Origin of the sequence: Vagococcus acidifermentans, from assembly GCF_003987655.1 — a bacterium.
GTDB lineage: Bacteria > Bacillota > Bacilli > Lactobacillales > Vagococcaceae > Vagococcus_B > Vagococcus_B acidifermentans.
This window is the reverse complement of record NZ_NGKC01000004.1, coordinates 46,348-72,456: the sequence shown is the minus strand read 5'-3', so window position 1 is coordinate 72,456 and position 26,109 is coordinate 46,348. Positions and strand designations below refer to the sequence as shown.

The 26,109-nt window shown below is 46.6% G+C and carries 26 protein-coding genes; 2 read left to right on the top strand and 24 right to left on the bottom strand.

All coding sequences use genetic code 11. The annotated features are described in order from the left end of the window. Positions 1 to 110: 110 nt before the first annotated feature. The 10 genes from CBF27_RS04905 to tyrS all read right to left on the bottom strand — a co-directional run bounded on the left by CBF27_RS04905 (position 111) and on the right by tyrS (position 10,977). Positions 111 to 1,460 (bottom strand): sensor histidine kinase, encoded by a 1,350-nt coding sequence (locus tag CBF27_RS04905; RefSeq protein WP_126812981.1) that lies wholly within the window; start codon positions 1,458 to 1,460, stop codon positions 111 to 113. A 3-nt stretch (positions 1,461 to 1,463) separates the two neighbouring features. Next, positions 1,464 to 2,159 carry a response regulator transcription factor gene (locus tag CBF27_RS04900; protein WP_126812980.1) on the bottom strand — a complete coding sequence of 232 codons (696 nt, stop codon included), beginning with the start codon at positions 2,157 to 2,159 and terminating at the stop codon, positions 1,464 to 1,466. A gap of 18 nt (positions 2,160 to 2,177) precedes the next feature. Beyond that, positions 2,178 to 3,089 carry a hypothetical protein gene (locus tag CBF27_RS04895; RefSeq protein ID WP_126812978.1) on the bottom strand — a complete coding sequence of 304 codons (912 nt, stop codon included), beginning with the start codon at positions 3,087 to 3,089 and terminating at the stop codon, positions 2,178 to 2,180. A 4-nt stretch (positions 3,090 to 3,093) separates the two neighbouring features. Beyond that, positions 3,094 to 3,858, bottom strand: a complete 765-nt coding sequence (locus CBF27_RS04890; RefSeq protein ID WP_126812976.1) for a hypothetical protein — start codon at positions 3,856 to 3,858, stop codon at positions 3,094 to 3,096. Between the two features lie 4 nt (positions 3,859 to 3,862). Beyond that, complete coding sequence (locus tag CBF27_RS04885; RefSeq protein ID WP_126812973.1) at positions 3,863 to 4,543, bottom strand: ABC transporter ATP-binding protein; 681 nt, start codon at positions 4,541 to 4,543, stop codon at positions 3,863 to 3,865. A 183-nt stretch (positions 4,544 to 4,726) separates the two neighbouring features. Next, the gene (locus tag CBF27_RS04880) at positions 4,727 to 6,508 is read right to left on the bottom strand and encodes an ABC transporter ATP-binding protein (protein WP_126812971.1); all 1,782 of its coding nucleotides are present in this window, start codon (positions 6,506 to 6,508) and stop codon (positions 4,727 to 4,729) included. After that, positions 6,508 to 8,259 carry an ABC transporter ATP-binding protein gene (locus tag CBF27_RS04875; RefSeq protein WP_126812968.1) on the bottom strand — a complete coding sequence of 584 codons (1,752 nt, stop codon included), beginning with the start codon at positions 8,257 to 8,259 and terminating at the stop codon, positions 6,508 to 6,510. The genes CBF27_RS04880 and CBF27_RS04875 overlap by 1 nt, the downstream gene beginning before the upstream one ends. 93 nt (positions 8,260 to 8,352) lie before the next feature. Then, positions 8,353 to 8,586 carry a YneF family protein gene (locus CBF27_RS04870; RefSeq protein ID WP_126813202.1) on the bottom strand — a complete coding sequence of 78 codons (234 nt, stop codon included), beginning with the start codon at positions 8,584 to 8,586 and terminating at the stop codon, positions 8,353 to 8,355. An 81-nt stretch (positions 8,587 to 8,667) separates the two neighbouring features. Next, on the bottom strand, positions 8,668 to 9,567 hold the full coding sequence (locus CBF27_RS04865; protein WP_126812966.1) for a deoxyribonuclease IV: 900 nt from the start codon (positions 9,565 to 9,567) through the stop codon (positions 8,668 to 8,670). Between the two features lie 144 nt (positions 9,568 to 9,711). Continuing rightward, positions 9,712 to 10,977: a tyrosine--tRNA ligase gene (tyrS, locus tag CBF27_RS04860; RefSeq protein WP_126812964.1), complete on the bottom strand. Its 1,266-nt coding sequence runs from the start codon at positions 10,975 to 10,977 to the stop codon at positions 9,712 to 9,714. 180 nt (positions 10,978 to 11,157) lie between these two features. Here tyrS and CBF27_RS04855 point away from each other — a divergent pair, with 180 nt between their 5' ends. Then, the gene (locus tag CBF27_RS04855; RefSeq protein WP_126812962.1) at positions 11,158 to 13,551 is read left to right on the top strand and encodes a transglycosylase domain-containing protein; all 2,394 of its coding nucleotides are present in this window, start codon (positions 11,158 to 11,160) and stop codon (positions 13,549 to 13,551) included. 44 nt (positions 13,552 to 13,595) lie between these two features. On the opposite strand, the gene ccpA is transcribed toward CBF27_RS04855, so the two are convergent. From ccpA to CBF27_RS04840, 3 genes are all read right to left on the bottom strand, one after another. After that, entirely contained in the window at positions 13,596 to 14,597 is a 1,002-nt protein-coding gene (ccpA, locus tag CBF27_RS04850; RefSeq protein WP_126812959.1) for a catabolite control protein A, read from the bottom strand. 381 nt (positions 14,598 to 14,978) lie between these two features. Then, positions 14,979 to 15,473: a YtxH domain-containing protein gene (locus CBF27_RS04845; protein ID WP_126812957.1), complete on the bottom strand. Its 495-nt coding sequence runs from the start codon at positions 15,471 to 15,473 to the stop codon at positions 14,979 to 14,981. Between the two features lie 17 nt (positions 15,474 to 15,490). Beyond that, positions 15,491 to 15,925: a DUF948 domain-containing protein gene (locus CBF27_RS04840; RefSeq protein WP_126812955.1), complete on the bottom strand. Its 435-nt coding sequence runs from the start codon at positions 15,923 to 15,925 to the stop codon at positions 15,491 to 15,493. A gap of 124 nt (positions 15,926 to 16,049) precedes the next feature. Here CBF27_RS04840 and CBF27_RS04835 point away from each other — a divergent pair, with 124 nt between their 5' ends. Next, positions 16,050 to 16,943: a mechanosensitive ion channel family protein gene (locus tag CBF27_RS04835; RefSeq protein WP_126812953.1), complete on the top strand. Its 894-nt coding sequence runs from the start codon at positions 16,050 to 16,052 to the stop codon at positions 16,941 to 16,943. Between the two features lie 42 nt (positions 16,944 to 16,985). Here CBF27_RS04835 and CBF27_RS04830 read toward each other — a convergent pair whose 3' ends face one another. From CBF27_RS04830 to CBF27_RS04780, 11 genes are all read right to left on the bottom strand, one after another. Beyond that, the gene (locus tag CBF27_RS04830) at positions 16,986 to 18,128 is read right to left on the bottom strand and encodes an N-acetyldiaminopimelate deacetylase (RefSeq protein ID WP_126812951.1); all 1,143 of its coding nucleotides are present in this window, start codon (positions 18,126 to 18,128) and stop codon (positions 16,986 to 16,988) included. Positions 18,129 to 18,154: 26 nt separating this feature from the next. Next, complete coding sequence (gene cbpB / locus CBF27_RS04825; RefSeq protein ID WP_126812949.1) at positions 18,155 to 18,658, bottom strand: cyclic-di-AMP-binding protein CbpB; 504 nt, start codon at positions 18,656 to 18,658, stop codon at positions 18,155 to 18,157. A gap of 140 nt (positions 18,659 to 18,798) precedes the next feature. After that, positions 18,799 to 19,317 (bottom strand): metallophosphoesterase, encoded by a 519-nt coding sequence (locus CBF27_RS04820; RefSeq protein WP_126812947.1) that lies wholly within the window; start codon positions 19,315 to 19,317, stop codon positions 18,799 to 18,801. Beyond that, a complete protein-coding gene (gene rph, locus CBF27_RS04815; RefSeq protein WP_126812945.1) occupies positions 19,295 to 20,668 on the bottom strand; it encodes a ribonuclease PH in 1,374 nt (457 codons plus the stop codon). The genes CBF27_RS04820 and rph overlap by 23 nt, the downstream gene beginning before the upstream one ends. Positions 20,669 to 20,684: 16 nt before the next feature. Then, complete coding sequence (gene racE / locus CBF27_RS04810; protein ID WP_126812943.1) at positions 20,685 to 21,488, bottom strand: glutamate racemase; 804 nt, start codon at positions 21,486 to 21,488, stop codon at positions 20,685 to 20,687. A gap of 113 nt (positions 21,489 to 21,601) precedes the next feature. Next, positions 21,602 to 22,633: a tRNA (adenosine(37)-N6)-threonylcarbamoyltransferase complex transferase subunit TsaD gene (gene tsaD / locus CBF27_RS04805; RefSeq protein ID WP_126812941.1), complete on the bottom strand. Its 1,032-nt coding sequence runs from the start codon at positions 22,631 to 22,633 to the stop codon at positions 21,602 to 21,604. Further along, the gene (rimI, locus tag CBF27_RS04800) at positions 22,633 to 23,094 is read right to left on the bottom strand and encodes a ribosomal protein S18-alanine N-acetyltransferase (protein WP_126812939.1); all 462 of its coding nucleotides are present in this window, start codon (positions 23,092 to 23,094) and stop codon (positions 22,633 to 22,635) included. Before rimI (CBF27_RS04800) ends, tsaD begins: the two co-directional genes overlap by 1 nt. Next, positions 23,081 to 23,626, bottom strand: coding sequence for a ribosomal protein S18-alanine N-acetyltransferase (gene rimI / locus CBF27_RS04795; RefSeq protein ID WP_126812937.1), 546 nt, complete (start codon positions 23,624 to 23,626; stop codon positions 23,081 to 23,083). The genes rimI (CBF27_RS04800) and rimI (CBF27_RS04795) overlap by 14 nt, the downstream gene beginning before the upstream one ends. Beyond that, complete coding sequence (gene tsaB / locus CBF27_RS04790; protein ID WP_126812935.1) at positions 23,610 to 24,338, bottom strand: tRNA (adenosine(37)-N6)-threonylcarbamoyltransferase complex dimerization subunit type 1 TsaB; 729 nt, start codon at positions 24,336 to 24,338, stop codon at positions 23,610 to 23,612. Before tsaB ends, rimI (CBF27_RS04795) begins: the two co-directional genes overlap by 17 nt. Before the next feature lie 169 nt (positions 24,339 to 24,507). Then, a complete protein-coding gene (locus CBF27_RS04785) occupies positions 24,508 to 25,011 on the bottom strand; it encodes a cupin domain-containing protein (RefSeq protein WP_126812933.1) in 504 nt (167 codons plus the stop codon). 88 nt (positions 25,012 to 25,099) lie between these two features. Further along, the gene (locus CBF27_RS04780) at positions 25,100 to 26,107 is read right to left on the bottom strand and encodes a LacI family DNA-binding transcriptional regulator (RefSeq protein ID WP_126812931.1); all 1,008 of its coding nucleotides are present in this window, start codon (positions 26,105 to 26,107) and stop codon (positions 25,100 to 25,102) included. Between the last annotated feature and the right edge of the window lie 2 nt (positions 26,108 to 26,109).

The window sequence follows — 26,109 nt, the reverse complement described above, 5'->3', positions numbered from 1 at the left end:
TTAAATAAGCTGGTCTGGACTTTTGCCGTTTTTATTAACGCCGCAAAGGTTCAGACCAGCTTTTATTGGGCACTGCGGGGACAGTGACCGAAATTTATGCTTTGTATCGTCTAAATGATGATTTCGAATGTGTTCAGCTGCTGCTCCCGTTTATAATGAAGCTCGCCGTTGTGTTTTTCGATAATTCCTTTGGCAATCGACAAGCCTAAACCTGTCCCGCCGGAGCTTGAACGTGCGGCATCGCCGCGAGTGAAGGCACTGAACAAATCGTTTCGGGTTTCCGCAGTAATCGGTTCGCCATCATCTGACACAGTAATCACAGTAGGCCTCCCTAAGAGCTGCTTGACAGACACAATTATCATTTGGCCCGTCGTATTATATTTAACCGCATTGGACAGCAGGTTGGCAATCACCCGCCGGAAAAGCTTCTTGTCCGCCTGAACTGCCACAAATGAATCTGGAATCGCCAGCTCCAACGTGAGGCCTGCTTCGACAATTTCATCATAGTACTCAGCACAAACTTCTCTCACCATCTCCCCGGCATCTTCTTTCTTAAGGGAAATCTGATAGTCGCTGTCTTCCAGTTTCAACAACGTAAACATGTCGTCGGACAATTCGGCCACTCGGGTTGCTTTGGCGTCGATGGTCCACAAATAATCATCTGCCTTTTGCCCTGTCACTAGCTTGTCCCTTAATGCTTTGGCGTACAATTTAATAGTCGAAATTGGGGTCTTGATATCATGCGACAGATTAAGCAGCATGCGCGTGCGACTGTTTTCCATCGCCTGTTTTTCCTGCCTGCTGCGATTTAATTCTTCGACCATATCGTTGAAGGACTGATGGATCTCTACAAATTCTTTTGGTCCTTTGGATGTCGGGATAATCGCCTCTTCTCCTTTGTTGACAGCTACAATCCCTTGCTTCAGCGCCTTCATCGGCTTACTGATTTTTTGTTTTAAATAAAAGCTGATGAGTCCGATATTGACAACATAGAAAATAAGAAAAGAAATCCCAATGATTGTGTTCGTATTGCCCACTGGATGTTTATTTGAAATTTCAATGGTGTAGTTGGTTGACAGCAAACCGTCATTGGCAATTTTAAACAATCGGTAACCGTCGCCATAGTTTTCGATGAACGCAGTGTACCCTTTTTCCGAAGACATGTCCTCAAGCTCGATAAGCTCAGCAAAGGTATAGTGAGTAACGTCATCTTTCTTTTCGCCTTTCACTTGAATAACATTTCGTCCGGCATCCAGTACTTCTGTCCAGCCGCCGATTTTGTATAAAACAGAGTCCGTATCGTCCATTGCTTCATATGGATTGACAATCGGCTTGCTGCCCATAATAAGCAGCGAACCGCCGATTAAAATGGCAGCGATTAGCGACACGACCAGCAAAAAACTGAACAGCACGTAGCTGGTGACGATGGTTGAAAAGATACCACGTTTTTTTCTTCCCATGATTTATTTCTCCATTTTGTATCCCAGACCTTTGATAGTTTTCAGAATGGCCGGTTTTTTGGGATTGTTTTCAATTTTATTTCTGAGATTGCTTAAATGGACCGATACCGTATTATCATCACCGTAATAGGCCTCCTCCCAGACTGCTTCATAAATCTGCTGACGGGTAAAAATACGTCCGGGATGCGCCATAAACAGCTTCAACATTTTAAATTCCGTCGAGGTCAGTGTAATCTCTTGCCCTTCTTTCAGCAGTACGCCTTCATCAACATGCAGCACCAGATTTTTATGGGTCAGAACGGTTTGGGCCGTCTCTATTTCCGCCGGCGCATAATCATAGTAGCGGCGCAGCAATGCCTTGACGCGGGCAACAACTTCCAGCGGATTGTACGGTTTGGTGATGTAATCATCAGCACCGAGTTCCAGCCCCAGTATCTTATCATAATCAGCATCCCGCGCGCTCACCATGATGGCAGGGACTGCGCTGGTTTCACGGATTTTTTTCAGCACGGCAAAACCGTCCAGCTTGGGCATCATGATATCAAGCAGCACAAGATGGACGGTCTGCTTTTGAAAGACAGCTGCCGCCTCCATGCCATCCAGTGCTTTAATAAAAGAAAATCCTTCTTTGGTCATATACAGCTCCAGAGCGTCCAGCATTTCTATTTCATCATCTGCAGCTAAAATCGTATAAGTCATTTGTCTCCTCCAACATTCTTATTCCAGACTTTCCGCCAATAAATCAGTGATTGAGCGGCTCATGTTGAATTCATTCTTCCATGCGACCCCCAGCTTGTCAAGCAGGGTCAGTTTTGCCATGCCGGATACATAATATTTGATTCTGCCTTCGCGATATTCAGCCATGTCGCTGATGTAATAATCGTGATAACGTTCTTTGCCAGCTGTTGCTAAAATCACTTGACTTTCCACATAGTAGGCGGAACCTTCAAGCAACTCAGTACGGTTTTCAAAACCGATGACTTCTTCGGGCAATAATTGTTGACGCTGAGCTTCAATGTTTAAAAACTTACGGACCAGCTGTTTGATGATGTCTGTATCCTCTTCTAACACAGCTTGTTTCAGCAGTTTGTATTGGTGTGTGTAGAGTTCTTTTACCGCTGGGTTGCCGTCGATTTCCTGAATGTCCAACTCTTCTGTGCCCCACTCTTTAAGTGCCGGGAAATAATGTGTCATCTGCCAGGCATGAAATGCCTCGTGCCAAATCATACTGATAAAGTGTGATTCCATCACATCCTTCTTGCTCTCAGAATCAGCAGTACCGTATTCCATCATCTGATACGTCTTGAATTCCGGTATAAATACTTCATAGTGACCGTTCACTTCATAGGTCGTGGCAGCCAGAGCACCAAGGACCGGTTGACGTTTGGCGATATCTTTCCCATTATCCAGTACATAGTCATGTTTGCCGTCATAGATGGCGACAGGGTAGTCGCTCAGGCGAAACTCGGAAAAATTCAGATCGTCAACTACCGGCTGCAATGCCAAAGCCTCCTGATACAGCCGCTGATTGATTGGACTTAACCCGTAAGTACCGGTCAGTAAATAACCTGCGACTAATAACATGCCGGAAACAACTTTTAGTATGGTGATAATTGTTTTGCGTGTCATCTGATTACGCCTCCTTCCGTCGCAACATCCACAATAGGACTAAGCCCGCATAAGCTGTCAGAAGCAGCAAAAACACAGAATGCCAGTCTATGCGGCTGTCTATTAGATAATTGGCGGACTGTGAAGAAATCCCGTAAAAATCAGGCACGAAGCGGACGACTCTTTTCAAAACGACTGACAACGCCCCTGTCAGACTGCTTGATAATAACGTCAACACATGTTTGAGCATACCTAAAATAAACAAACTGCTGACCAACACACCCGCTGCTGCCGGCGGCAATTTGACTGAAAAACCGGTCGTCAGAAATGACAGCGCCACAACGAGTCCCAACGTCAGCAAAAATGCAGCAGGCAGCCGCAAAAACAGATTGACGTCAGCTTGCTTTACTAACAAAAAAATCAGACACGACAAATAGAAGAACACGGCAGTGGCTGCGGCAGCAAGACTGTTCCCCGCCGCAACAGACACATGATACACACTTTGAGGGATATCTCTCACCCACACAAGATAGCTGCTCTTCCGTTCATATTCTGCCGGGATGCTGCCGGCACTGAGCAAGATAGCTGCCAATCCGCAAACAAGAGACCCGACCGTCAGATAAATGGGCAGGAGCATGGACAGCTCAGTTACTTGCTGATTACCGATAGTGATGGTTGAATTGCCGCTGACAAAGAAAAACAGCAAAACGGCGGTAATCAGTCCGGTTGACAAAATCTGTTTCTTTCTGATTTTTTCTCTAACTGTATTTAATACGATGGCTGTTTTCATTTTTTTACTCCTCTTCCTGCAAACTTTCGATAAAATATTGTTCCAATGTTTTGTCAGGCGCAGTGATACCTTTCTCCCATTCGCTGACTAGTCGGCCCTTTTTTAAAATAATGCCGCGGTCACAGACTCGTTCGATATCGTCTAGAATATGGGAGTTGAAAACCACCGTGATATCTTTTGCTTTCATACGGCTGATGAGAGTCAACACTTCCAGACGCCCGAGCGCATCCAGCCCGCTGGTCGGTTCATCCAAAACCAAAAGCTGCGGCTCACCCAGCAAGGATTGTGCCAGCGACAAGCGCTGCAGCATCCCTTTTGAATAATATTTGACTATGACCTTGTCGTCTTCCAAGCCGACCTCTGACAACAACTGCGGAATCACTGCGTTTAATTTTTTATTCGACAGTCCGCTCAATTTACCGTAATAGCGCAAGACTTCCCGCCCTGTAAGAAAAGACGGAAAGTACGGTGATTCAGGTGAAAAGCCGATGCTGAGGCCGTCATCGACTTCTGCCCTTCCTGATGTTGCAGCAGCAAGTCCCAGCAAGATTTTAATGGTGGTCGTCTTTCCGGCACCGTTTGCCCCAAGCAAGGCAAACACTTCGCCTTTTTTGACGTCAAAGGACAAATCTTCGACCACCGTTTTCCTGCCATATTTTTTAGTCATGTGTTCACACGTTATCATCTTCTGTCCCCTCCTGAAGTATTCCTTGTTAACTCTAGTTTAAAAAACGAATCTTAAACCCAGCTCAAAAGAAGTTTAAGATAACATAAAGAAACACAGGCTGCTGGCTGGCAAAGAAAAAAGCTATTCTAAGCTTGCCGTCACAAGTCATAGAATAGCTTTTATTTTTTATACGGTCAGTGCTTACACCTGCGCATTTTGCAGGCGGTACATGTCATAATACAGGCCTGCGCGCGCAATCAGCTCGTCGTGCGTGCCTCTTTCAACGATTCGGCCTTTTTCAAGTACCAGAATCAGGTCGGCATCTTTAATCGTTGACAGCCGGTGGGCGATGGCAATCGTCGTCCGACCGCGCCTCATCCGAGCCAGTCCTTCTTGAATCAGCCCCTCTGTTTCCGTATCAATGTTTGCTGTCGCTTCATCCAGTACGAGAATCTTCGGGTCAGTCACGATTGTCCTGGCGAAAGAAACCAGCTGCCGCTGCCCGCTGGAAAAACTGGTGCCTCCCTCCAGCACTTTGGCATGATACTTTTTCGGCAATGTATTGATAAATGTATCAGCCTGCACAAAGCGGGATGCCGCTTCGATTTCACTGTCGGAGATGTCTTTGTTCAGCAATCGGATGTTGCGTGAGATGTCGCCGTAAAACATGAACGCATCTTGCAGCACCAGTCCCATCTTGCGCCGCAGCTCGTCAATCGGATACTCCCGGATACTTCGTCCGTCAATCAGGATATCACCTTCATAAAATTCGTAAAACCGCATCAACACATTGATAATCGAGCTTTTGCCGCTGCCGGTGTGGCCGATGAGGGCGACTGTTTCACCCGGATTGGCGGTAAAACTGATATTTTTCAACACTTTCTGCTTTCCGTCATAAGAAAAACTGACGTCGCGGAACTCGATTTTTCCTTCAGTTACTGTGGCATCCGCGTCTTCATCTTGTTGGGGAGCGAGTTCTTCGTGGTCCAAAATCGTGAGAATCCGGCTGCCGGCAACCAAACCGTCTTGAAAAATGCTCAAAAAATCCATCATGTTGGTCATCGGATTAAAAAACTGCTGGAGATATGAAATAAATGCATAAATCAGTCCCACCTCGACCGGTGAAGAAAGCGATAAAATGCCGAAGTAAGACAAAACGACCGCCGTCCCCAGCGCAAACAGCAAGTTGATGACAGGCGCCAAAAGCAAGGCATTCGTCCGTATCATGGCAAAACGCGAATCCAAATAGTCGCTGTTGGTGTCATCAAAATCTTTTTCCAGCCGTTTTTCTTGGCGGAAATACTGAATGATACTCATGCCGGAAATCGATTCATTCAACTTCGTATTCAGCGTGCTTAATTTTTCCCGCATCCCCCGGTAAATCCGCGAGCTGAATTTTTGGTAATACCAAATAATCAGCAGCAAAACCGGCAGAAACAGCAGACAAATGAGTGTCAATTTTGGATCGATGAAAGACATTGCCGTAAACGAACTGAGAACACCGAAAATTGCCGTCAGCACCATCAGAAACACTTGCCAGAAATCAAACAGTGTTTCTGTGTCATTGGTCACTCTGGACACAATGGAGCCGGCAGGCGTCTGGTCGAAATAGCGCATGCCCAGTGTCTGCAGCTTTTCAAACAAAGCAACACGAATCGACTGATATGTCTGAAGAGACGCGCTCGAATACAAGTACCATTGGCAAAACCAGACAAGGGCTTTGATGATGATGCCCGCTGCGTACAGCGCCGCAAAATAAAGAATGATGCGTGTCGTGGCTGAATCCGTCGTCAAATAATCATCCATGTAAAGCTGTAAAATCTTTGGCAGCAAAATATTAATCACTGCTAAAAGCAGGGAACAAGTCAATGCAAGGATAAATTTTTTGCGGAACGGTTTGGCAAACAGCAATAACCGTTTGATGATTGTGTTTTGTTCGCTTAATGTGAATGATTTGGCCCAAGCCGATTGTGACTCTTCCATTATTCGTTCCCCCCTTCTATCTTGGCTTCAAGCTGCTGTTTGTCATACATTTTTTTGTACCAGCCGCCGGAAGCAATCAGTTCATCATGAGTGCCCCGCTCAGTGATTTGACCTTGGTCGATAACCAGTATCTCATCCGCATGCATCACACTGCTCAAGCGGTGTGCATTGATAATCGTCGTTTTATTTTGACGCAGGGTTTTCAAATTATCCAGTATTTTTTCTTCTGTTTTCGCATCGACGGCCGACAGTGCGTCGTCCAGAATCAGCAATTCCGGGTCGGCGAGCAGAGCACGCGCAATCGATATCCGCTGTTTTTGTCCGCCTGAAAGGGACACACCGCGCTCACCGACCATCGTGTCATAGCCGTTTGAAAATCCGAGGATATCATCATGAATCGCCGCTATTCTGGCAATATGCTCAACTTCTTCCTGTGAAGCATCCGGTTTCGCAAAGCGGATGTTGTCCCGGACTGTCATCGAAAAGAGAAAGTGGTCTTGGGGCACATAGCCGATAGATGTCAATAAAGCATCCAGGCTGTATGTCTGCAGGCTGTGGCCGCCAAAATTGATTTCGCCTTCATATTCGTCGTACTCCCGCATCAGCAGTTTCAAAATCGTTGTTTTCCCCGCACCTGTCCGTCCGACAATCCCGAGTGTGCGTCCTTCTTCAATTGTAAAGTCGATATTCTGTAATGTCACTTGGTCATCGTTGTAGTAATTAAAGCGCTTCACATGATAGTCGACATTGCCGTGAGCCGGTGTGTCAATCCCTTTGACCGCTTCGACGATATGGGATTTTTCCCGCAGCAATTCCTCAACCCGGTCATAGCTGGCATTGCCCCGCTGAAGCACGTTGAAAAAACGGCCAATGGCGAACATCGGCCAAACCAGCATATTGATATAATTAATGAATGTAATCAATTGTCCGATGGTAATCTCATTATTTTTCACAAAGTAGCCGCCCAAAATAATTGTCACCACATAAGAAGCACCGATAATCAGTGTTATGAACGGGTCAAACAGGGCATCAAGGAAATTGACGCGGTTGTTTTTGCGGATGCTGTCATCGACCTTTTCCTGAAAATCTTCGACTTCCTCTTTTTCCTGCCCGAATGTTTTGATTACCTTGATGCCGGTAATCGTTTCTTGTGTCTTGTCATTCAATGTGGAAAAAGCTGCTTGCGATTCCCTGAAAGCATCATGCAGTTTATTCCCTAAAACCCGTGATGTCACCGCCAGAAACGGCAATGGGACTAGGGCAATCAACGTCAAGCGCCAGTCAACGACAACCATCATCGCGATAATCGTAATCGCCCCTGTCAGAAATGAATCGGCAAAGGTCAAAATACCAGCGCCGGCAACCATCTGGATAGCATTCAAATCATTGGTGGCATGCGCCATTAAATCTCCTGTGCGATACTTTTGAAAAAAAATCTGGTCCATAGTGGTCAGATGATGAAACAGCCGCTGGCGCAGCAGTTTTTCTAGTTTGGCCGCACTTCCCCAAATTTTTGTACGCCAGACAAAACGCAGCAAATATTGGGCAACAGCCGCAATGACCAGCCAGCCACCCCAAAAAATCATTTTTTGAAACGTCAGCTGCCGGCCGGCGATATCATCCACGATCATCCCGATTATTTTGGGCGGCAGCAGATTGATGACAGACACCATCAACAAAGCTGTAATCCCGATTAAATAAGCCTTCTTCTCCTGCTTAAAAAACCATCCCAACTTCTTGTAAACACTCATACCTTCACTCCTCTTCCAACAAAATAAAAACGGGCACCTTGAAAAGGAACCCGTTTGACACATAAAGATACTGATGCAGCATCACACAAAAAGCTACTTTTTAGCTTTTTTGGATTGATTCTGCATGTTTTGCATCATTTGACGAATTTTTTTCTCTGACGGCTTTTGACCCATTTGCGCCATCATCATCCGCAACATATCCTCATTAACGGGAGGATTTTTCTCTAACTCATTTTCAAATGTTTTCTTTGCCAAAAAGAAGCCGCCAACTGCTCCAGCCAGCAATGCGACAACGGCAATTAAAATAACTAGTCCTGTGCTCATGATATTCTCTCCTCTCACGTTGAAGTGTTTCACAATATATTATTCTACTAAAAATAGACTGGAATGAAAAGCCTCTTCGGCATTTTATTTCTGGTTTATGATATCTTCCAGCAGCTGCTCGTTAAAGACGCCTTCTTTAAACATTGCCAATTCATATTTATACGGTGCTTTCGCGGTTTTTTTGTCTTCTCCCACATACGGCGTCTCTAAAATCTTCGGCAACTCTGTCAACTGCGGATGATGCACCACGTAATTCAGCGCATCAAAGCCGATTTCGCCGAAGCCGATATTCGCGTGGCGGTCTTTATGCGCACCTTGACTGTTTTTGGAGTCGTTGACATGAATCACTTTCAGCCGGTCCAAACCGATGATTTTATCAAACTCGTTCAGGATACCGTCAAAGTCTTCGCGTACATTGTAACCCGCATCATGAATGTGGCATGTGTCAAGAGTGACCGACAATTTGTCATTATGCGTGACACCATCGATGATTTTCGCAATTTCCTCGAATGTCCTGCCAATTTCCGTGCCTTTGCCCGCCATAGTCTCCAAAGCGATTTGAGGTACCTGGTCGGCACGCAGCACACGGTTCAAGCCTTCAACGATTTTGGCAATGCCAGCATCCGCACCCGCTCCCACGTGCGCCCCGGGATGCATCGTGATTTGTGTTGCGCCAATCGCTTCCACCCGCAAAATTTCTTGACGGAGAAATTCCGTCGCAAACTCAAAGTTCTCCGGTTTGATGGTGTTTCCCAAATTGATAATATAAGGTGCATGCACTACGATTTTCTGCACATCCAGCCCGTTTTCTTCCATGAAAGCCAGACCGTTTTGGATATTCAGCTCCTCGACAGGTTTTCTTCTTGTGTTCTGCGGTGCTCCTGTATAAATCATAAACGTGGTCGCGCCGTAACTCTTGGCTTCTTCAGCGGAACCCAGCAACATTTTTTTGCCATTCATACTAACATGCGAGCCTATTAACATAACATCTACTCCTCTTCGTTTCATCTCTTAAATTGTATAAAGTTTTAATGGGTGAAACAAGGGAAATGCTTGCCCATTTCTTTGAGAGCTGAAAAAGAGCGCAGAAACGGCATCATATCAACGTGCCGTTGCCACGCATCTTTTTTAATTAAAACTTAACAGCGTGTATTTCTTCTTTCCTCTGCGGATGATAGTGTACTGCCCTTCGATTTTATCTTTATCCGATAAGACGTACGCCAAATCCTGCACCCGCTCACCATTGATGTAGATGGCGCCGTTGGTGATATCCTCGCGTGCCTGACGCTTGGACGGCACGATGCCGGCAGTTACCAGCATTTCGACCAGACCTAAATCATCTGATGCTGCTACTTCATAACTTGGGACATCTTTGAAGCCGGCTTTGATTTCTGCCGCATTCAGTTCCTTGATGTCGCCGCTGAACAGCGCTTCTGAAATTTTGATGGCCTGATTGTAAGCTGACTCGCCGTGAACAAGTGTCGTCACTTCTTTGGCAAGCACTTTTTGTGCTGCCCGTTTATGCGGCTCTGCCATAAATTCTTTTTCTATGTCAGCAATCTCATCCGGAGTCAGGAACGTGAAATATTTCAGGAACTGAACCGCATCCCGGTCGTCTGTGTTAATCCAGAATTGATAGAATTCATACGGTGATGTCTTGTCAGCATCCAGCCAGACAGCGTTGCCTTCTGTTTTGCCGAATTTTGTGCCGTCCGCTTTTTTAATCAGCGGCATGGTGATGCCGTATCCTTGCACATCTTTTTCCCGGCGCAGCAGTTCGATACCTGAGGTGATGTTGCCCCACTGGTCGCTGCCGCCCAGCTGCATGAGCACGCCTTCTGTTTCATACAGTTTCAAAAAGTCGTAGGCTTGAAGCAGTTGGTAAGCAAACTCTGTGTAAGAAATACCCGATTCAATCCGACGTTTGACACTTTCTTTGCTCATCATGTAGTTGACTGTAAAGTTTTTGCCGATGTCGCGAAGAAAATCAATCAGCAAAAGTTTGCCGAGCCAGTCGTAGTTGTTGGCAATGATTGCCGGATTATCCGGATCATCGAAATCAATGAAGCGCGACAGCTGATTTTTCAGACTGGCTGCCCACCGTTCGACTGTTTCAGCCGAGTTTAAATTCCGTTCTGCATCCTTAAACGACGGGTCGCCGATCATTCCTGTGCCGCCCCCAACCAGCGCAACAGGAATATGACCATTTATCTGGAACCGTTTCAACATCAGAATCGGCAAGAGATGTCCTATATGCAGGCTGTCAGCAGTCGGGTCGAAACCGATATACAATTTCACGGACTCTTCGTTCATCATTTTTTTAATCGCTTCTTCGTCCGTTATCTGATAAATAAGTCCACGATCCCTTAATTCAGATAGAAAATCTGTTGACATATTACCCCTCCTAAATTTATAAGCTACTTAACATCTTAACCGATTGACGTTTGAAATGAAAGAGGTTTGTGCATTTTATTTATTGAAAAAAAACATTATCCCGCCTAAAAAACGGAAAATCTAGGCAGCTTTCAGATTAAATGATATAATAAACGATATTAATGTTTGAGGTGAAAATCAGTGTCGCTAAAAAAAGGCAACCCGCGTTCGAAACAACAACAGAAAAAAAAGGATACGTCGCCTGTTTTCAAGTTCAATGTCGCCTACCGTGTAGCCGGCTCCCTCTTGATGATTTTTGTCTTGGGATTGTTGGCCGTCGGTGCAGTGGCAGCGGGAACAGGAATCGGCTACTTTGCCTACCTGTCTTCAACAGTTGATGTACCTTCCAAAGAAGAGCTGTCCCATAAAATCAATGATATTGAACTGATTTCGCGCATGAAATACAGCAGCGGCGAAGACATCGCCGTTATCAAATCGGATTTGGTCAGAACATCCGTCAAATCAGAGGAAATCTCTCCTCTTTTAAAACAAGCCGTCATCTCTACGGAGGACGAGCATTTTTATGAGCACAACGGCATCGTCCCGAAAGCCATCCTCAGGGCACTGGTTTCGGACGTCACAGGCGTGGGCGGGTCCTCAGGCGGATCGACCCTCACACAGCAGCTGATTAAGCAGCAAGTCTTGACCAGTGAAACGTCCTATAAACGGAAAGCCACCGAGATTTTGCTGGCAATGAAAACAAATCAGCTTTTTTCTAAAGAAGAGATTCTAGTCGCCTATCTTAACGTGTCGCCCTTCGGCAGAAACAATAAAGGGGAAAACATTGCCGGTGTCGAAGAAGCAGCACTCGGTCTTTTCGGAAAACGCGCCAGTGATTTGACCTTGCCGCAAGCCGCCTTCATTGCCGGCCTGCCGCAAAGCCCGATTGTTTACACGCCTTACACGCACACAGGCGAAATGAAAGAAGACATCAGCAGCGGGATGGCACGTAAGGATGAAGTGCTGTTCAACTTGTATCGCGATAAACAAATTTCCAAAAAAGAATACGATGAAGCAGTTAACTACGATTTAAAAGCCGATTTTCTAGCACCGGCACAGAGTACTCAAAACACGAATAACTTTCTATATAACTACATCTATGACGAAGCCGGCGAAATCATGATGAATGTCATGAAAGTCTATGAAGGTGACAACATCACCGCAGAAGAAATCGCCGCGGATAAAAAATTATACTTGAGATACTTGAATCTTGCTAAAAAAGAAATTGCGACCCGCGGCTATACGGTGGAGACAACCATTGATAAAAACATTTACAATGCCATGCAAGAAGCCGTTGCCCAATACGGGGACATTCTCGGCGGCTATAATGGCAAACTGGTCGAAACCGGCAGTGTGCTGATGGACAACAAAACCGGACGCATTTACGGATTTATCGGCGGACGGGATTACCAGAAAAGCCAAAATAACCATGCCTTTCAAACAAGACGCTCACCAGCTTCGACAATGAAGCCGATACTCGGTTATGCCCCGGCAATCGATATAGGATTGATTGGTTCCGAGACCATGCTGGCCGATTTCCCGAGAACTTACAAAGCAGATCCGAGCAAAGCTGTTAAAAACTACGACAATACCGGGACGAGCACCTTCAAATCCGTCAGAGAATCGTTGAAAAACTCGTACAACATCCCAGTCGTCAACTTGTACGATGTCCTGCGGGAACAGGGAGTTGCCAAAGAATACTTTGACAAAATGAATATCAACCTGACTGATGGAGAATACCAGCATGAATCCCTCATAGTCGGCGGAACTGACTATGGTTTGACTGTCCTTGAGCAGACGGGGGCTTTTGCCACACTGGCCAACGGCGGTGTCTACAATAAAGGCTACTCGATCACGAAAATCACCGATAAAGACGGAAACGTCGTCTATGAACACAAAGAAGACCCTGTCAGAGTCTTCAAGCCGGCAACAGCCAGTATCATGAATGACATGATGCGCGATGTCTTGCAGTCAGGCACAGGGACGGCCGCAAAAAACACGCTGTACTCCGTTGATAACAACTTGGCCAATGCCGATTGGGTCGGCAAGACAGGGACCAGTGAGGAATACAAAGACTACTGGTTCACCGCCTCGACGCCTGCAATCACCATGAGCAGCTGGATCGGTTATGACGACGGGACAATCTTGAGTACCTCTGCCGGTCACAGCAATATGGTTTACTGGGCTTACGTGACCAACTACGTGTATCAGCGTGCACCGGAGATATTCGGCGTGGACCAGCGGTTTGAGCTGGACGAATCGGTCATCAAGTCAACGGTCTCCACATTTACCGGAGAACGCCCTGGGAAAGTCCAAATGCCGGAAAACTATACAAAGGACTTGTCAGGCGATAAGACGACCACCAGCTATTACGCAGTCGACGGCGCGCCGCAGAGCAGTTACCGCTTCGGTATCGGCGGAACGGATGCCGATTACAAAACAGTCTGGGCCAAGTATTCCCCGCCAGTACAGCGTAAAAAGAAAGCCGATAAACGCCCTGAAAATAATGAAGACAAAGATAAAAAAGACGATTAGCCAAAAGAAAGAGGTTCTGCAAGCTTGCAGAACCTCTTTTCACGTTATTTAGTTGAACCTTTTTCCGTTAAACGGTATGGCAGGACAACTGTTTTATCTTCGATTTCTTCTTTGTTCATCAATTTTGTCAGCAAACGCATGGCCACTGCACCGATATCATAAAGCGGCTGTGACACACTTGTCAGACGCGGTCTGGCAATTTCAGTAAACAGTGAACTGTTGCTGGTGATGATTTCAAAATCATCCGGAACTTTCACCCCGTTGTCCTGCAAACCGTTCAGCAGTCCCACGGCCAGCTCATCATCAACGACGAACGCCGCTGTAGCGCCGCTGTTTTTAATTCTTTCATATAGTGCCAGGCCGGCTTTATACGTGTACTCGGATTCAAATATAAATCCTTCGTTGTATGCCAAGCCCTTTTCTTTCAAGCCTTCTTTGTAACCTTCCAAACGGTACACACCGTTAATCGGGTCAACTAGCGGGCCGGTGACAAACGCAATGTTTTGATGCCCGTTCTCAGCTAGTTTGATGACAGCTTCTTTCGTTGCTGCCTTATAATCAATATTGACAGAACCGACTTGATTGTCCGGGTCAATTGAACCGGCAAGCACGACCGGTGTTTTAGAACGGGAAAACTCGCCGCGGATTTCCTCTGTCAAATGATGCCCCATAAAGATCACCCCGTCAACTTGTTTGGCCAGCAAGGTATTCAGCACATTGATTTCTTTTTGGTCGTCGCCGTCAGAGTTGGCAAGAATGATGTTGTATTTGTACATCGTCGCCACATCATCGATGCCTCGTGCCAGCGAGGCAAAAAAAGCATTGCTGACGTCAGGAATGATGACACCGACAGTTGTCGTCTTTTTGCTGGCTAAACCGCGTGCCACAGCATTCGGACGGTAATCAAGGCGGTCAATCACTTCAAGTACTTTTTTCCGGGTTGCAGGTTTGACATTCGGATTGCCGTTGACAACTCTGGAAACAGTCGCCATCGATACTGCTGCTTCACGTGCGACATCATAAATTGTAATCGTTTGTTTCTCCATTATTTTTATCTCCTTAAATTCGCAAAGTTAATCATGTTCACTGCAATAATAGTAACAAATAATCCAGCGACTTGCAAGCGTTTTACTTCTGTTTTCGTGAAAATTGCTGAAAATATTCAAATTAACAGACGATTTGACAACAACTGATTACTTCTTGCTATTCGTGCCGTCAGGTCTCCTGCTGCTTATTCGCGCTCATGATTTTCATTTTTTTTACAAAAAAGACCGAACACTCGAATATTATACATGAAAACACAGTCCGTGTAAAACCTTCTTTTTTAGAACAAACAGCTCTGCTGCAAGGTTTCGACAAACAAAAAACAGAGAGCATGACACTCTCTGCCGTTTGTTTCACCAGCTGTTCACCCAGATCGCTGTCCTTTAGATGTTCTGTTGTTCATCTTCTTCGCTGATTTCTTCTTGGATGTCTTGTTTTTCCTCTTCTATCGCATCGGCAACGTCATCAGCAATCTCTTCCACATCCAGTACGATATCCTCGACTTGTTCCTCTGTTTCTTCTTTTAATTCAGCTGATGTTTGTTTGAAGTCTTCTGACAAGTCTTCGGTTTTATGCTTGAAATTAGCCAGGATGTCGCTGGAAGTTTCTTTCGCTTTATCAAAGGTTTCGTCCACTTTGTCAGCAATCCATTCATATTCTTTCGTCTTGTCTTTGGCTAATTTTGTCCACTCATTGCTTTTCTGAGTAGCCGTCTTCAAACAATTTGAAGCTTTGCCGTCGGACAGGTCATCTAACTGATGCAGCAAATCCTGTCTTGTTTCTTTTCCTGATTTTGGTGCCAACAATAATGCCGCAGCCGCTGCTGCAGCCCCGCCAATCACCGCACCAATCAAAAAGCCACATGATTTCTTGCCCATTTTAATTCCTCCTTGATTTAAACACTTGGTTTTCTTTTAAAGAAGCGGCCGGCAGTTTTGGCTGCTTTGGATGCAACTGTCGCTGTTGCCGCATTTTTACCCACAATACCTACTTTGGAAGCCATCTGTCTGCTGCTGCGATTCAAATCAGAAACACTTTCACTTAAATCCGCAACTGCATGGAACAGCGGATCTATGGTCTCGACTTTTTCCGATACATCTTCCAACAAAGCGTTGGTCGTTGTCAGCACTTCTTCCGTCTGGTGCAAAAGCACGTCGACATCCTTTGTCAAGATTGTCACAGTTTTATTGGTTTCATCCAGTAATTTATTGACCCTGCTGACAGCCCCGTTGATATTTTTATTTAATTGCGTGATAAAATAAATCAAGACAATAACAAAAACAACAAAAGCTACAGCGGCGATAAGCGCTGCTAATTCTGAACCGGACATATTTATCATCTTCCTTTCGACAAACCGCTTTTCTTTAGAATAACATTTCCTTAAAAATTTCTCAATTATTAATTAAAACATGATACAATAGACTGGCAATCTCAAGCAAAGGAGTTCGTTTTCTGTGTCCATATTACTTTCAACGACTGAGTCCGGTATCGTCAGCGAAACAGGCAAACAGCTGAATGCCTTTTCCAGATACTGGCAAAACATCGACTGGAACAATCTGATTTCCCTCGCTGTTTCAAAAACAGTCATCATTATTTTGATTTGTGTCTTATTGCTGATTGTCAGAAAAATCGGCACGAATATTCTGAAAAAAATGTTCCAAAAACATAACATCAAGCAGGACTTCAGCGAACGCCGTCTGCAGACGCTGTATACACTGTCGCATAACTTCTTCCAATATTTTTTGATTTTCGTCTGGGCGTATTCAGTACTGACAGTCATCGGCGTGCCAGTCGGTTCGCTGATAGCCGGTGCGGGGATTGCCGGGATTGCGATTGGCTTAGGCGCGCAAGGCTTCATTAACGATGTCATCACCGGCTTTTTCCTCATTCTTGAAAGTCAGCTTGACGTGGGAGACCATGTGATTATCGACAACATCGAAGGCACTGTCTCGACAATCGGGCTAAGGACCACGCAAATAAAAAGTTTTGACGGAACGCTTCATTTTATTCCGAATCGCGAGATACTGATTGTCAGCAATCTTTCCCGGGGCAATTTGCGCCTGGTCATCGACATTCGGATAAAACCCGATGAAGACCTGGAACACATCAAGCACATTCTTCAGACAGTGAATGAAGAGAAACTGGCTGACTATAGCGAAATCAAATCGCAGCCGAATGTCATCGGACTGGTTGACCTTGGCAACGGGACATTTGCTTTCCGGACGGAAATGTTCGTGCTGAGCGGGTCTCAAGCAAAGATTAAAACCGAGTTCATGACAGCTTACGTCACCGCATTGACTCAATCCGGCATTATGATACCTGAGTCGCCGCTGAATTTGAAAGTGTAAAAAAAACCAATGAGACTTTCTGTTCTCATTGGTTTTTTTACATTATATTGAGTCATCCCGCTTGGTAAAATAGGCAGCAAGCAAATCAACAGCCTGCTGAATCGAACGCTCATCCGGAGCCATCCGACTGTTGTGAAGACCATACGGACTGTCGACCCCCAACCAAAACATAGTGCCGGGTATCTTCGTCAGCCAGTAGCCAAAATCTTCACATGTCATGTTCGGTTCGCTCAAAATAAACGGATGCTTCCGTTCTTCGGCCACAAAGCGGATAAACTGCTCTGTCAAGTCCGGATGGTTGACGACCGGTTCATACCCGATACGGTCAAACCCGACGTTGACCCGGCATTGAAAGGAGTTGGCAATTCCGTCACCGATTTCGCGCATGCGCTGTTCAATCATATCATGTACAGCCGGTTTTAACGCCCGCGCAGTGCCTTTCAGCTGTGCTTCGCCGGTAATAATATTTTCAGCTTTTCCGGCGTGCAGTTCGCCGAATGTAATGACTGCCTCATCCATCGGATTGACATTGCGGCTCAAAATCGTCTGGACTTGCTGAATAAAAGCTGTCACTGCGATAATCATGTCATTTGCCTCATGGGGATGTCCGCCATGTCCGTCCGCACCGCGAAACTGTATGTTTAAAGTGGCATCGCCGGCAAACAGCGGCCCTGCTTTCGTACTGACCATACCTGCCGGCAGCCAAGGTGCAACATGCAGCGCGTAGATTTCATCAGGAAGCCAAGCATCGACAACACCGCTGTCGAACATCAATTTGCCGCCTGCGACATTTTCTTCTGCCGGCTGAAAAATAAATAAAATATCGTTTTTCAGCTCTGTGTGCACACAATAATCCAGCAAGCCCAATGCCACCGCCATATGGATATCATGGCCGCATGCGTGCATCCGTCCCTCATGAATCGACTCAAACGGCAGCCCTGTCTCTTCGGTCATCGGCAGACCATCTATATCTGTGCGCCAGCCGATCGTCTTGTCCGGCGCAGAACCTGAAACTTTGACAACGATACCTGTCCGCCACTTTTTAATCGTCAGTTTAGCTTGAGGCAGCCGGTTGATGGCTGACAGCAGAAATGCCTGTGTCTGATGTTCTTCAAGCCCTATCTCAGGTATCTGATGCAGCGCCCTTCTCAATTCAATCAGCGCTTTTTCCGACCAAAGAACCATGTATCATCCTTCTTTCGTTGCTTGTCTCAGCTGATTTTCTGAGCTTGTTTGACTTTTACTACCGGTGTCTTTTCAGTCACATGGTAACGGGTTTCAAGCTCGTGAACCGTATGGTTGACTGCTTTGAGGATTTCCCTCCGGGTGATGATTCCGGCGAAGGTATCGTTGCCGTCTGTCACAACCACAAAGTTATCATTCACAAGCAGGTTCAATACTTTTTCTATATTCACCGGCAGTTTGACTGCTGTCCGGCATTCTTCCATGACGTCTGCAACTTTAAAATCCGCCAAGCGCCCGGGTTCGATATCTGTCGTGTTGAACATGGCTTCCACCACCGCAGACAGACTGATCAACCCGACATATCTGCCTTCGCTGTCTAAAACCGGAATTTTACTATAACCGATATTGGTCAACACTAACAGTGCATGGTCCAGCGGATGCGTATCCAGAAGCGTAGCGACATTTTCACCGTCAATCATCAACGACTCTTCATTTTCAAGTAACAGTTCTTGTACCGCATTTCCTATCATCGGATTGCCTCCAATTTCATTTCATTCGTCCATCCCTATTTTACAATAAAATCAGCAGAAAAAACGGCATTCCAAGTTTTTTTGAGTTAAATTAGAAAAATCTTAATTACCTTCCGGGTGCCTCTCGAACGAACGCCGCGCTATTTTTTCAGAAACGTCCGTCGCAACTCAGCCGCTTCTTGATGATTTCTTGTATAGTAAGATACCTCATAACTGTCAGGCAAACTCTCAATAATGGCGTATGTCCTAAGATGCCGATATGCTCCGCGCGGCGACAAAATGCTGCCGGGATTCAAATACAGCACATCGCCCATCATCTCAACCCCTAATTTATGCGTATGACCGAACAGACAAATATCCGCATCGACTTCAGCTGCGGCAAACATCAAATCGCCTAATGTCATATTGACGCTGTACCGGTGGCCGTGTGTCAAAAACACTTTGTCCATGCCAGTATCTACCGTTTGTGTCAGCGGAAAATCGTCGGCATAATCAGTATTACCTTTGACCACATGGAAATGCTGCCACAAGTCATCCGTCGAAGATAATTCCGAATCGCCGCAATGAAACATGTAGTCAACTTTCCCCTGATATGTGTTGAGCAAATCGGTCAAAATGCCTCTGTCCCCGTGATTATCACTTACTACCAGATATTTCATGATTTGTTTCATCCTCCAGCCACTGCTTTAATTCCTGAGATAACTGTTGAATCGCTTTCGCCCGGTGGCTGATTTTGTTTTTCAGTACCGGCGAAATTTCCGCCACTGTTTTGTCCTCGTCAGGCAGATAAAACAGCGGATCATAGCCGAAGCCTCCGTCCCCTCTTGGAATACCGCTGATAAGTCCTGCCAATTCGCCGGTGGCAATCAACGAGTCTTTTCCGGGATAGGCCAGAGCGAGTGTACAGTGGAACCGCGCTGTCCGTTTGTCCATCGGCACTCCGGTCAGCTCGTGGAGCAATTTGGCGTTGTTTGCCGCGTCGTTTTTAGGCTCTCCCGCATATCTGGCGGAAAAAACACCCGGGTCCCCGTCAAGTGCATCCACCTGCAGACCGGAATCATCTGCCAACACCAGCTGATGCAGCTGATTGGCAATTGTTTCAGCTTTCAGACGGGCATTTTCTTCAAACGTCGTTCCTGTTTCTTCCACTTCAGCAATTTCCGGATAATCCAGCAGTGTTTTGACAGTGTAGCCCTCTGCTGCAAAAATGGCTTCAAATTCTTTGGCCTTACCCGGATTTTTAGTTGCTATCAGCAGTTCTTTCCCAGCTGTTCGCGGCTGTTCAGCCGGTGCTTGAAGTACTTGTCTTTGTTTCTGAATCAACTGAGTGATACCCCGCTTTCCGAGAGCCAGCATTTCTGCCAGCTGTTCATTTGAAAACGTCGCTTCTTCGCCAGTTCCTTGAATTTCGACAAAATTTCCGGATTCGGTCATGACCAGATTCATGTCCACATCTGCTTGAACGTCCTCCTCATAATCAAGGTCCAGTACACACTGGCCATCAGGCAGCATACCAACGCTGACTGCTGCTAACCATTCCTTGATTGGATCCTCAGTAATTTTTCCTTGCCGCAGCAAGTAGTCGACAGCCAGTTTTAAGGCGGCAAAGGCACCTGTAATGCTTGCCGTCCGTGTTCCGCCATCTGCCTGAATCACATCGCAGTCAATGATAATGGCGCGTTCACCCAGCTTGGACAAATCAATGACTGCTCTCAGCGAACGGCCGATCAAGCGCTGTATCTCCATCGTCCTGCCGGAAAGCTTGCCGCGGCTGCTTTCACGGCGATTGCGGGTAGCTGTCGCGCGCGGCAGCATACTATATTCAGCTGTAACCCAGCCGGTCCCGCTGTTTGCTAAAAACGGCGGCACCTTTTCTTCAATAGACGCTGTACAAATCACTTTTGTCTCGCCAAGGGCAATGAACACCGAACCTTCCGGATACTTCAGCACATTGACGTCAAGTGTGACAGGTCTCAACTCATCAGTTTCTCTCTTGTCATGTCTTGTCATAAGCTCCCCCACCATTTTATAAATCTATTTTAGTTACATTCAATTTATCCAGACCAAGCCAGTCTTTTGTGATTGTTTCAAAAATATTTTTCGACCCCGTCGTAAAAAAACGGTGGTCCGGCAGCTGCTCGGCCGGCTTCGCTGACAACTCGTAATAATCAAGCAGCATACTGACTTCGCTGATTGCTTCAGCTCCGGAATCAATCAAAGTGACGCCGCTCCCCATTTCCTCCTGAATCAGCGGACGCAGTAAAGGATAATGCGTACAGCCGAGAACCAATGTATCAATCGCTGTATCTTTCAGCGGTTTCAATGTGTCACGGACAATTTTACGGGCTATTGGGCTTTCATACTGTTTACTTTCAACGATTGGCACAAACTTGGGACACGCCTGCTCCAAAACCGTTGTTTGGGGAGACTTCTGCTGCAATGCGGTCGAATAAGCACCGCTCGTGACAGTGATCTCCGTGCCGATGACTCCGACTTGATTGTTGCGGGTCGACTTCAAAGCTGCTCTTGTCCCCGGAGAGATGACACCCAAAACAGGGATAGGCAGACTGCGTTTGATTTCCGGCAAAGCGACGGCCGTTGCCGTGTTACAGGCAATCACCAGCATCTTCACCTGATGGCGCATCAAAAAACGCGTCATTTCCCAAGTATATTCGAGCACCTGCTCAGCCGGTCTGGGACCGTACGGACATCGCGCAGAGTCGCCGAGGTAATACAGCGTTTCGTTCGGCAGCTGCTTCAATGCTTCCCGAACAACTGTCAGACCGCCGACTCCGGAATCCATAAAACCAATGGGCGCATTATTATTCATAGATACTCTCTCCAACCATTCATAAAATATACATCTATTTATTTTCTCTTTTTTCCCGGTTTTTTTCAAGCGATGCTGCTGATACCGCAAAAAAAGACGATTTACCGACTGCTTTAACACAAAGTCGCTCCCGGAACAGCATTCAAATGACCGTCTGCAAAACGCTGTTTGTCTGCCTCTACGAAGGCGGCTGCACCAATCATGGCAGCATTATCGCCGCAAAGCTTCAGCTCAGGAATGACCAGCGTCACTTCCGGCAGACGTTCGGACATGACTGCCGCCATGTGTGTCCGCAGCCCCTTGTTGGCGGCGACACCGCCGGCAACGACGAGCTGTTTAACCTGATACGCTTCGCACGCGCGAACTGTTTTGCCGACGAGGACATCAATCACACTCTGCTGAAAACTCGCAGCCAAATCCTTTTTGTCCAGTGTCTGCCCTCTTTGTTCTGCATTATGCACCAGATTGATAAAGGCGCTTTTCAAGCCGCTGAAACTGAAATCATAATTATCTTCTTTCAACATGGCTCGCGGAAAATGGTAAACATCTTCTCCCAAGTGCGCCAGTTCATCAATTTCCTTGCCGCTTGGATAACTAAGGCCCATCACACGGCCGACTTTGTCATATGCTTCCCCCGCCGCGTCATCGCGTGTTTCGCCGATTATTTGATATTCCCCGTGCTCAGGCATCAATACCAATTCCGTATGACCGCCGCTGACGAGCAGTGCCATCAGCGGAAATTCCAGCTGATGAGAAAACTGGGCCGCATAAATATGGCCGGCCATATGGTTGACCGGTATCAGCGGCAGTTGATGAGCCCACGCAAATGCTTTGGCCGCCGTGATACCGATTAACAGCGCCCCGACCAGGCCCGGTCCAAACGTCACAGCAACCGCCCCGAGGTCAGCAGCGTCGACGCCGGCTTCTTCAAGTGCTTCTTCCATGCAGAAAATGATTTGCTCCACATGATGGCGGCTGGCAACCTCGGGAACGACGCCGCCGAACCGTTTATGGCTCAACACTTGGGAAGCCACAATGTTCGACAATATCTTCGTTGCGTCCTCAACTACCGCCACACTCGTTTCATCACAACTGCTCTCCACAGCCAAAATAAGTTTCCGTTCTTTATTGTTAAATAATTCCATTATGTCACTTCCTGTATGTTCAAAGACATCAAAACGGCATCCTCCACCGGATGGTGATAATAACCGCTTCGGCTGCCGATTTTCTTAAATCCATTTCTTTTATAAAAATTGAGTGCCGCTATGTTTCCTTCCCTGACTTCAAGGAAAAGCGTCTGGACAGCTTCCTGTTTTAAAAAAGAAACACACTCGGCCATTAATTGTTTGCCTAGTCCGAGCCTTTTATAGGACGGCAACACGGCGAAATTCATTATCTCGCTTTCGTCAAGTACTGTCTGAATGCCGAGATAGCCGACGACAGCCCCTGCTTTCAGGACAAAAAAATAATGACTGCCATGTTGCAACAAATGCTCTAAAAACTGCTTTTCTGTCCAAGGAGAACCCGTCGGATAAGCTTCAGCGCTAACCAAAAAGAGCGCCCTTGCAAATGCCGGCAAATTGCCGGCTGATTTATTGAAATACACGGCGGGTTGCCCCCTTCAAGCGGCAAACCATATCCAGCGCATCCTCAAAATTATCGTGGTAATATCTTTTCTTGACACCGCGTGTTTCAAACCCCAGCTGACGGTACAAGTTTTGCGCCGTTTGATTAGACTGTCTGACTTCCAGAGACAGGGTATCGCACTCTTTTTGCAGCGCGTAACGGCCAATCTCCAGCATCAACAGCTTACCGATGCCTTTGCCCTGATATTGCCGCATAACGGCAATATTGGTGATGTGCGCATCTTTTTGTCCGATACGCAATCCCACAACGCCGACAATCATCTGTTCATCCTCAACCACAAGATACAGGCTGGTTTTTATGCGGTTGATTTCCATCCAGACAATGGAGGTCCCCCATGGAGACCTGCCGCTGTAAACATCTTTCAACAACGCGATAATCCCCCGCACATCCTGCGTCATGGCACGCCGAATCGTCAGCGTGCGCTGATCGAGTGTGACTGTTTTCTGGTGATACTCGTGTGCCACTGAGAAAAAATTAAGTTCTTTCAACATAAGACGTCAGCTCCTCGTGATGTCCCTCCAGCCATTTTTCTTCTGCTTCCACGCGTTTCAAATATTCAGGTGTAAAGCCGCCGATATTTGCGACCACCTCGGCATCGTCCGCCAATTCCAGCATGGATACCGGCTGAACCTGATGCAGCACTGTCTGGTTCGGTAAACTGTCAGCGGGGAAATCAAGTAAAATATCCCCTGCAAATTGCGGCGCATCTCTCCCGATAAACCGGACAGAGTCAACCGGCTGCTTTTTCAACAACTGCAGCCATTCCGCCAACGACACATGACGGTCAGGCAGCACATTGACCAGCTGTCCCTGCTGCCACTGATAGGCACCTGTGTATATGTTTTTCCGCCGGGCATCCATCAGCGGTACAATCAAGACGTCCTCCGCAGCCGAATCGGTGTTTGCTGCCAGCACAGCCAGACTGGACACGGCCAGCAGTTCAGCATCCAGTGTCCACGCCAATGTTTTTGCAGTAGTGACACCGATTCTTAATCCTGTATAAGAACCCGGTCCTTTCGCAACAATAATCCGCTCGATTTCTTGCGGCTGCCAGCCAGCTTCCTTCATAAGAAAATCAATCGCAGGCATTAAAGTCACACTGTGATTTTTACTGGAAGACACATAGCTTCCAATGAGTTGCCGGTCTATGCCAATACCAACCGCCATCAGCTGATTGGATGTATCAATCGTCAAAACTTTCACTGCACACTCTTCCCTCTAAATCATATTCTGGTTTATTGTAGCATAGATGACGCCTGTTTTGCCATCTATATGAAAACCGGTATCTCCCTCAAACGCCACTCTGTCAGACCGCCAGTCTGCTTGCTTTGCCCCATATGCGAAGCAGACAAGCAGCACCGGTAATTCTTGTTTATCTTTCTGGCAGTTTGTCGTAAGCCAGCCGTTTGATGAGCGGTGCCAGTTCAGAGTTTAGTGCCAGCAGTTGCTTCTGTGTGAACAATTCAAAGTCTGCATAGTCAAACCCCGGCGACACCATGCAACTGACTAAAGCAAACTGGCCGTTTTCTACACATGAACCAAAAATCGTCTGCGCCGGTACGACTGCTTGAAGCACTTCCCCTTTTGCCGCATCCGGGCCGAGTCTGACCGTCCCGTGACAGCCATCCGGATAAATCATATGGACTGTTAATGCGTCGCCTTGATGAAAATACCATAATTCATCTGCTGTCAGGCGGTGGAAACGGGAAGGATTTTCTTTGGTCAGTAGAAAATATATGCTCGTAGCTAGCGGTCTGACACGTCCATCTGCTGTTTCATGCGTCTGCGGTGACTGGTATATTTCTTTATAATATCCTCCCTCTGGATGAGGCTCCAGCTGCAAGGTGTCAATCCAGTATGTCGGGTCTGTTGTCATTTTCTCATCTCCTGCTCGTTGCTTTCTTTGCCTATTATAACAGGACTGTCAACCGGCCGCATCACTCTAAAAAAAAGCCAAAGGAAACTTACGCTTCCTTTGGCGGTGTACTGACGCTGTCTCTTGCAATCAACTCTGAACCAACAGTTATCTTTCGCGGAACCGGCGAATCGTGGGTGATCAGTTCATCCATCGTACTGACCGAAAGTTCTCCCATCCACTCAGTGTAGACACGGATAGTCGAGAGTGCCGGCTGCAAGTATTTGACGACACTGATGTCATTGAATCCCATCACGCTGATATCCCGCGGCACAACGTATCCTTCTTCCTGCAGCCCCCTCAAAATACCGATAGCCATGGCATCATTTGACACGAATAACGCTGTCGGAAGCGGCTTTTGTTCGTGGAGCAGCTGCTTGATCAGCTGGTATCCGCCGTCCACAGTAAAATCCGACTGATAAATAAACTGTTCATTGAATAGACCCAAACGCGTTAAAATTTCCTTGAAATAAAAGAGCCGCTTGTCGGTGACTCGCTCCTTCAGCGCCTTCGTAGCCTCGATACCGGAAACGATACCGATTTGCGTATGCCCGTAATGAAGAAAATAATCGACCACCAGCCGCATCGCTTGTTCGAAATCAACGATAATGGAATCGTAGCCCAGTTGCAGTGCATCAAAATCAACAAAAAGCAGCCGATTATGACTTTTGGTCAACCTTGACAATTCATTTGTATCCAATTTCCCCAAAGCAATGATGCCGTCCAAATAGCTGAAATCTGCTGCGTCATTGGACAGGGGGACTTTTTCGATTCGGTAACCCAACTCTTCGGCCTTTTTTTCGATGCCGAGACGGATTGCCAAATAATACAAATCTTCCAGTTCTTCTTTTTCATCATACCATTGAAACAGCCCGATATGCCCTTTTCGTACCGGCTGGTTTTTCAAATGTTTCGTGTAGTTCAGTGATTCAGCAACTTCAAAGATTCTCTTCTTGGTCTGCGGTGCCACCGAAATATCCGGGTCGTAATTCAACACGCGCGAAACAGTTGCCGGAGAAACATTGGCTTTCTTAGCAATATCCTTGATGGTTGCCATCT